9 protein-coding genes are annotated in these 7952 nt (G+C 40.0%); 7 read left to right on the top strand and 2 right to left on the bottom strand.

What is annotated here, in order from left to right:
- The first annotated feature begins 228 nt into the window (after window positions 1-228).
- On the top strand, window positions 229-585 hold the full coding sequence (locus HCG69_RS17045; protein WP_221651033.1) for a DUF1622 domain-containing protein: 357 nt from the start codon (window positions 229-231) through the stop codon (window positions 583-585).
- Between the two features lie 47 nt (window positions 586-632).
- Window positions 633-818 carry a hypothetical protein gene (locus HCG69_RS17040; protein ID WP_002560218.1) on the top strand — a complete coding sequence of 62 codons (186 nt, stop codon included), beginning with the start codon at window positions 633-635 and terminating at the stop codon, window positions 816-818.
- Here HCG69_RS17040 and HCG69_RS17035 read toward each other — a convergent pair.
- Entirely contained in the window at window positions 780-2057 is a 1278-nt protein-coding gene (locus HCG69_RS17035; protein ID WP_221651032.1) for a PAS domain-containing sensor histidine kinase, read from the bottom strand. The genes HCG69_RS17040 and HCG69_RS17035 overlap by 39 nt on opposite strands.
- On the opposite strand from HCG69_RS17035, the gene HCG69_RS17030 reads away from it, so the two are divergent.
- A complete protein-coding gene (locus HCG69_RS17030; RefSeq protein WP_221651071.1) occupies window positions 2004-2318 on the top strand; it encodes a hypothetical protein in 315 nt (104 codons plus the stop codon). The two genes, HCG69_RS17035 and HCG69_RS17030, sit on opposite strands and share 54 nt — an antisense overlap.
- A 29-nt stretch (window positions 2319-2347) precedes the next feature.
- A complete protein-coding gene (locus HCG69_RS17025) occupies window positions 2348-3022 on the top strand; it encodes an ABC transporter ATP-binding protein (RefSeq protein WP_221651031.1) in 675 nt (224 codons plus the stop codon).
- A gap of 188 nt (window positions 3023-3210) precedes the next feature.
- Here the strand turns inward: HCG69_RS17025 and HCG69_RS17020 are convergent, their stop codons facing one another.
- Complete coding sequence (locus HCG69_RS17020) at window positions 3211-4395, bottom strand: aminotransferase class I/II-fold pyridoxal phosphate-dependent enzyme (protein WP_221651030.1); 1185 nt, start codon at window positions 4393-4395, stop codon at window positions 3211-3213.
- 222 nt (window positions 4396-4617) lie between these two features.
- Here HCG69_RS17020 and HCG69_RS17015 point away from each other — a divergent pair, with 222 nt between their 5' ends.
- Genes HCG69_RS17015 through HCG69_RS17005 form a run of 3 tightly spaced genes read left to right on the top strand, consistent with a single transcriptional unit; the run spans window position 4618 to window position 7848 of the window.
- On the top strand, window positions 4618-5646 hold the full coding sequence (locus HCG69_RS17015; RefSeq protein ID WP_221651029.1) for a diacylglycerol kinase family protein: 1029 nt from the start codon (window positions 4618-4620) through the stop codon (window positions 5644-5646).
- A 60-nt stretch (window positions 5647-5706) separates the two neighbouring features.
- Window positions 5707-7464 carry an aspartate--tRNA ligase gene (gene aspS, locus HCG69_RS17010; RefSeq protein ID WP_221651028.1) on the top strand — a complete coding sequence of 586 codons (1758 nt, stop codon included), beginning with the start codon at window positions 5707-5709 and terminating at the stop codon, window positions 7462-7464.
- A complete protein-coding gene (locus HCG69_RS17005; protein ID WP_122201721.1) occupies window positions 7465-7848 on the top strand; it encodes a GtrA family protein in 384 nt (127 codons plus the stop codon).
- Window positions 7849-7952: the final 104 nt, after the last annotated feature.

Raw genomic sequence — 7952 nt, 5'->3', positions numbered from 1 at the left:
AATAAAAATCGTTGGTGTTCTATCGAAAAGCGGTGCAAAGATAGGGAGTATTTTCAAATTAACAATAGCTAAACCCATTATTTTTGTTACTTAATTTTCAATACACTGACTGTCACTTATTTATAGTTTCATTTTTTTCTAAAGAAGACTAAAGGTTATTTACGACTGTAAATGAACCAAAATGCTCTGTCAGATGTAGTATTAGTATAACAAATACGAAACGCACCTATGTTTACACAATTTCTGAACCTTCTGGCCACTATCATAAGTGTGATAAGCCTGCTCATTGTTACTTATGGGGCATTGATTGCATTTATAGCTTTCATTATAAATGAATTAAAACGATTTACCGGGAAATATAGCCCTATTAACATTCGCAGATTACGGGCTACTTTTGGTACTTATCTCCTGTTAGGACTCGAATTTCTTATCGCTTCGGATATTCTGAAAACAGTACTGGAACCTACTCTCAACGAACTTGCTATCTTGGGAGGAGTCGTTGTACTGCGTACTGTTTTATCGGTTTTCCTGAATAAAGAAATTAAAGAACTTGAGGCAGAAAATGGTAAATCTGATGAACCATAAAGAATTTATTATGTTACAAATATACTAAACCTAAACAAGAAAAAGATATGGATACAAAGAAGAAGAATCCCTCTAACAAAAAAGAGGAAGCGCAATTGAAGCTTGAAAGTAAAAAACAAGAAGTGTTACCCGGACAACAAATAGCTGTCTATAGTGAAGCCACTAAAAAAGATGTCCGGGAAGTTGTTAAAGAGCTAAATCCCGACATAAACAGTCTGGGAAGTAGGGGATAATACAGGAAAAACAAGTGTGAAACAACTACCGGTTCCTTTTTCTGAACGTACTGAAATAGTTCCCCCATGTAAGTTCATAATCTGCTTACACAGGCTGAGCCCGATTCCCGAACCGGATGGTTTGGTAGTAAAAAACGGAACAAATATTTTGTCTATTACATCCGGCAATATACCTTCTCCATTATCTGAGACGGTAAGAATAGGACCTTCTGCAGTCTGAGTAAGTTCAATTTCTATCTGGGCATCGGACTTACGAAAACATGCTTCCTGTGCATTTTTCAACAAATTGATCAGAACTTGTTCTATTTGAGTCCGATCTATCCAAAGAGTAAGGGAAGCATCGGGTTGTCTAAAATGGAAGATTTCCGCCGGAAATAGCTTCTTCAAATCAGCAAACAATTCACTGACCGGGACTTGTGTACATACAGGTTCCGGTATTCGTGTAAGCCTGCGATAGTTCTCTACAAATCCCAACAATCCTTTACTTCTCCGATGAATAGTTTGCATGGCCTGAAGCATTACAGCATACTCTTTTTCTGTCAACTGATTTGGTATACCCCGTTCACTGAGCGTTTCTGAGAGAGAGATTATAGGAGTTATTGAATTCATTATTTCGTGAGTCAATACGCGTATCAACTTCTGCCAGGCCTCCATTTCAGTTCTCTCCAAAACAGAATGAATGTTTTTCAAACTAATCAGCAACCGTTCCTTTCCCTGTGTGGTAAATAGTGTACAAGAAACGGCCATTTCCAATACTGTTCCATTTCTTTCAATACGTACAACCCGTGTGTCGCTCGTTGAAGCCTTTAGTATTTCTGCCGGTAATTGCGGATTCCGGCCCAGATGGGTTATAGCTGCAAGGTTCATCCATTCCGTATGCCCGGATTTATCTGTAACCAGAACAGCAGTGTCTACCTTATTCAATAAATTCTCATAATATTGATGTTTAACCTCTTCTTCAAAAAGCCGCTCACGGAAAACTTTCAATGCCTCTGAAAGCTCCTGAGCCATATCTGTCATCACCCTGTTTTTTAATGGAGGATAAAAAGTTTGCGTCATATCATTATAACGAATACTTTCTATCAGACGTGTCATCATGCCTGCCAGTTTCATTTGTACAACATAAAGGTGAATTCCGGTTCCTGCTAAGAGCAGGATAGCAACAAGTGTACTAAACCATAAATTGTGTATAAACAACACATAACAAGCTATAGCAAACAATACTGTACAAAGATACATGGTGCAACCTTCCACCAAGTGATCTGGCTGTTTAGCAAACCCTTCTTTCTACAAATAGGCATTAGCTATATACTGGCCATTCCTGCCGCTTATTGGTTAATGAAGACCTGGAAAGAGCAGTTTGCCTATAGTGCCGGATGGTCATTATGGATTTTCCTGCTTCCTCTATTCATCGTAGTAGGAATATCCATGATTGTCATCAGCCTGCACTGTTATCTGGCTGTCAAAGTGAATCCAACAGTGACGATGATACAAGAATAACTATTTAGAACTCAATAAAACCTACAATCATGATCAAGACCGTAAACTTACAAAAGATCTTCAAGACCGAAGAAGTAGAAACATGGGCACTGAACAATGTGAATGTAGAAGTGAAGGAAGGAGAATTTGTGGCCATTATGGGACCATCCGGTTGCGGTAAATCCACCTTGCTGAACATTTTAGGATTGCTTGACAACCCGACGGGAGGAGAGTATTACCTCCATGGAAAAGAGGTATCCAACTACACCGAGTCTCAGCGTACCAACCTCCGTAAGGGAATTATCGGTTTCGTTTTCCAGAGTTTCAATCTGATTGACGAACTAAATGTCTACGAAAATATAGAGCTACCATTACTCTATATGGGTATTCCGGCTTCTGAACGCAAAAAACGTGTAGGAACAGCAATGGAACGCATGGCTATTACTCACCGTAGCAAACACTTCCCACAACAACTTTCCGGAGGCCAACAGCAGCGTGTTGCTATTGCCCGTGCAGTAGTAGCCAATCCTAAACTGATTCTTGCCGACGAACCAACCGGTAACCTGGACTCCAGAAACGGTAAAGAAGTAATGGGGCTTCTGAGTGAGTTAAATAAAGAAGGTACTACTATTATCATGGTAACCCATTCACAACATGACGCAGGATACGCCGGAAGAGTAATTAATCTATTTGACGGGCAGGTAGTAACAGAAATCAGCATATAGGAATTACACCTGTATACATCTGTATTTCAATGCATTAAAAAGTACGTACTTTATACATACAAACTATGCATATTAAGTCTCTGTTAAATAGGTATTTAACGGAGACTTAAATACGTACTCTTGCTATACAAAAAACGGTTGTACCCAAACCAAGAGTACAACCGTTTTTTACATCTTATAGAGAATGCTTAGATAATCTCTAATTCTTTAAAGCATTTTACTAATTTATCAACAGCAGAATCAATCTGTTCTTTAGTATGTGTAGCCATCAACGCAACACGCACTAATGTATCTTGCGGAGCACATGCCGGAGGTATAACCGGGTTGATAAATACTCCTTCGTCAAATGCCAGTTTAGTCACCATGAAAGTCTTTTCTGTATCACGTACATAAAGAGGTATAATAGGAGACTCAGTAGCACCGATTTCAAAACCAGCCTCGCGGAAACGCTTCAATGCATAGTTTGTAGCTTCCCACAATGCTTCCAGTCTTTCCGGTTCGTTCTGAATAATATGAAGAGCTTCCAGAGCAGAAGCCGTAGCAGCAGGAGTATTAGATGCACTAAAGATATACGTACGTGCATTGTGACGCAACCAGTTAATGATTGATTCATCTGCAGCAATAAATCCTCCGATAGAAGCTAATGATTTACTGAATGTTCCCATAATCAGGTCTATTTCGTCTGTCAAACCAAAGTGGTCACAAACACCGCGTCCCTGTTTTCCGAATACACCTAAACCATGAGCTTCGTCTACCATAATAGTAGCATTATACTTATGTTTCAAACGAACTATTTCGGGCAAATTGGCTAAGTCACCTTCCATAGAAAACACACCGTCTACAACAATCAGTTTCACAGAATCCGGATTACACTTCTGAAGCTGTTTCTCAAGATCAGCCATATCATTGTGCTTGTATTTCAGATTCTGAGAGAATGATAAACGACGACCGTCTACGATAGAAGCGTGGTCCCGATCATCACAAATAATATAATCGTTACGATCTGTTAAGCAAGATATTACCCCCGAATTTACAGTAAATCCCGTAGAAAAACAGAGTGCATCTTCCTTACCAACAAAAGCAGCCAATTCTTTTTCCAACTTCACATGCAAGTCGAGTGTACCATTCAAGAAGCGGGAACCGGCACAACCGGAACCATATTTTTTCATAGCTTCGATGCCTGCTGCAATAACTCTTTCATCTCCGGTAAGACCTGTATATGCGTTTGAGCCGAACATTAAAACATTATGTCCACCCATATTTACTTCTGTACCTTGTTTCCCTTCTATCTCACGAAAATAAGGGTATACGCCCATTGCCATATATTGCTGCGGCAGGTCGTACTTAGCTAACTTCTCTTGTAATAATCCCATGAATTGTTATTTATTATTCGCTTTATTGGTTACTGATAGACAACAGTCCAAATCCTTTTATCCTTAATAACTGTTTAAAAACAGGGGGCAAAGATAACAAAATTTGCGTTTGCCTGTTCTTTTTAATAGAAAAAATATACTCTTTCTGCTTTTGAGAAGCCGGAAGATTTAAAATTAAGAAATTTATATTACTTTTGTCGACCACAATCGATTAAAATTAGCATGAACGAAAGCATGAAGAAAATTATATTCATTGTCAATCCGATTTCAGGCACGCAAGGTAAAGAACTTGTTCTCAATTTATTAGATGAAAAGATAAATAAAGAGAGATATACGTGGGATGTGGTGTATACCAAAAGGGCCGGTCATGCAATAGAGATTGCCGCTCAGGCAGCAGCAGAGAAAGCAGATGTTGTAGTAGCTATCGGTGGAGACGGAACTATCAATGAGATAGGACGTTCACTGGTACATACAGAAACGTCATTGGGCATTATACCTTGTGGCTCCGGCAATGGACTTGCAAGACATCTGCATATTCCGATGGAACCTAAAAAAGCATTGGAAATAATCAATGAAGGAGTAACCGACATTATAGATTATGGCAAAATAAACGGTACTGACTTCTTCTGTACTTGTGGAGTAGGTTTTGATGCCTTTGTCAGTTTAAAATTTGCCAATGCCGGAAAACGCGGCTTACTGACTTATCTGGAGAAAACCCTGCAAGAGAGTCTGACCTATCAGCCGGAAACTTATGAATTGGAAACAGAAGACGGTACTTATAAATATAAGGCTTTCCTCATTGCTTGCGGCAATGCTTCCCAATATGGTAATAATGCATATATAACCCCACAAGCTACCCTTACTGATGGACTGCTGGATGTCACTATTCTTGAACCATTTACCGTACTCGATGTTCCTTCACTTGCTTTTCAGTTGTTCAATAAAACCATCGATCAGAATAGCCGTATAAAAACATTTCGCTGCAGAAAGTTGCGTATTCACCGTACCAGTCCGGGAGTAGTTCACTTCGATGGTGATCCGATGCAAGCCGATGAGAATGTGAACATTGAGCTTATACAAAAAGGGCTACGCGTTATTGTACCCAAAGAAACTATCGTAAAAGACAATGCTAACGTGTTGCAGAAGGCCCAGGAATACGTTAATGGAATTAAAATGATTAACGAAGCTATTGTAGACAATATTACTCACAAAAATCAGAAAATTATTCGGAAATTAATCCGAAAGGATTAAGAATTTGTGTACTTTTGCAGACTACTACAAAAGTAAAGAATATTATAAAATACAAAATATATGTTTAGAACGCACACGTGTGGAGAACTGAGAATCTCCGATATAAACAGTCAAGTCACGCTGTCAGGATGGGTACAGCGTAGCCGTAAAATGGGAGGTATGACTTTTATTGACCTTCGTGACCGTTACGGTATCACTCAATTAGTATTCAATGAAGAAGTAAATGCAGAACTGTGCGAACAGGCTAATAAACTGGGACGCGAATTCGTAATCCAGGTGACCGGTACTGTAAACGAACGTTTTAGCAAGAACTCAAATATTCCTACAGGAGATATTGAAATCATCGTGTCAGAATTGAACGTTCTGAACGTTGCCACCACACCTCCTTTCACTATCGAAGAAAATACAGACGGAGGAGACGACATTCGCATGAAATACCGTTATCTGGACCTTCGTCGTAGTAATGTCCGTTCCAATCTGGAACTTCGTCACAAGATGACAATAGAAGTACGCAAGTATTTGGATGAGCAAGGGTTTATAGAAGTGGAAACTCCGGTTTTGGTTGGCTCTACCCCTGAAGGTGCACGCGACTTTGTTGTTCCTTCACGTATGAATCCGGGACAATTCTATGCCTTGCCTCAATCTCCGCAAACACTGAAGCAATTGTTGATGGTAGCTGGTTTCGACCGTTATTTCCAGATTGCAAAATGCTTCCGTGACGAAGACCTTCGTGCTGACCGTCAACCGGAATTCACTCAGATTGACTGCGAAATGAGTTTTGTTGAGCAAGAGGATATCATCACTACTTTTGAAGGTATGGCCAAGCACTTGTTTAAGACACTTCGCGGAGTTGAACTGACAGAGCCATTCGTACGCATGCCATGGAGTGATGCTATGAAATATTACGGTAGTGACAAACCCGATTTACGTTTTGATATGAAATTCGTCGAACTGATGGATATCATGAAAGGACACGGTTTCCCGGTATTTGACAGTGCTACATATATTGGTGGCATATGTGCAGAGGGTGCCGCAAGTTATACCCGTAAACAACTGGATGCACTGACAGAGTATGTGAAAAGACCTCAAATAGGTGCCAAAGGTATGGTATACGCACGTATAGAAGCTGATGGAACTGTAAAATCAAGTGTCGATAAGTTCTATACCCAGGAAGTATTGCAACAAATGAAGGAAGCTTTCGGTGCTAAACCGGGAGACTTAATTCTGATTCTCTCCGGTGATGATGCTATGAAGACTCGTAAACAGCTTTGCGAACTCCGTTTGGAAATGGGCAAGCAGTTAGGTTTACGTGATAAGAATAAATTCGCTTGCTTGTGGGTAGTAGATTTTCCAATGTTTGAGTGGAGCGAAGAAGAAGGACGCCTGATGGCAATGCATCATCCATTCACTCATCCTAAAGATGAAGATATTCATTTATTAGATAGCGATCCGGCAGCAGTTCGTGCAGATGCTTATGACATGGTTGTTAATGGTGTAGAAGTAGGTGGAGGTTCTATTCGTATCCACGATTCACAATTGCAAGCCAAGATGTTCGAGATTTTAGGGTTTACTCCTGAAAAAGCGCAGGAACAATTTGGTTTCTTAATGAACGCATTCAAATTCGGTGCACCTCCTCATGGTGGATTGGCTTACGGACTTGACCGGTGGGTATCACTTTTCGCAGGGCTTGATTCAATTCGTGACTGCATTGCATTCCCAAAGAACAATTCGGGTCGTGACGTAATGTTGGATGCTCCGGCAGCACTTGATCCGTCTCAGCTTGATGAACTGAATCTGATAGTAGATATTAAGGAATAAGTGAAAGAATCAGTACGCATCTTTCGATTTGCCGTAATAGGTACGCTCAATGCATTGATTACAGCATTTGTCATCTGGTTAATGATGAATGAGCTATCATACGATTACATTCCTGCAAATATTACTGCGTATATTGTAGCCCAGATACATAATTTTATATGGTGTAAGTACTGGGTATTCCCCACAGAAGACAAAAAGAACAACCTCTGGCAACAGGTGTTGTTCTTTGCTATGGCTTTTGGAATAGCCTACAGTGCGCAATTCATATTCCTTATCTTACTGGTGGAAGCAGGAGACGTAAACGAGTATCTGGCACAGTTCCTCGGACTATTTATCTACGGCACAGTTAATTTTATAACAAACAGGAAACTTACTTTCCGGTGAGATTCAATTTCACCAGAGAGAGAACACTATTGAAACGCAGAATTCTAAGACCTGCGCAAATATTTGTGCAAGAAAAAACAGTTAAATAAGTTAAATGGGTTGCT

Source organism: Bacteroides sp. K03 (genome assembly GCF_019734355.1).
GTDB classification, from domain to species: Bacteria; Bacteroidota; Bacteroidia; order Bacteroidales; family Bacteroidaceae; genus Bacteroides; species Bacteroides nordii.
The sequence above is the reverse complement of the archived record's forward strand: the minus strand, read 5'-3'. Positions and strand labels throughout refer to the sequence as shown.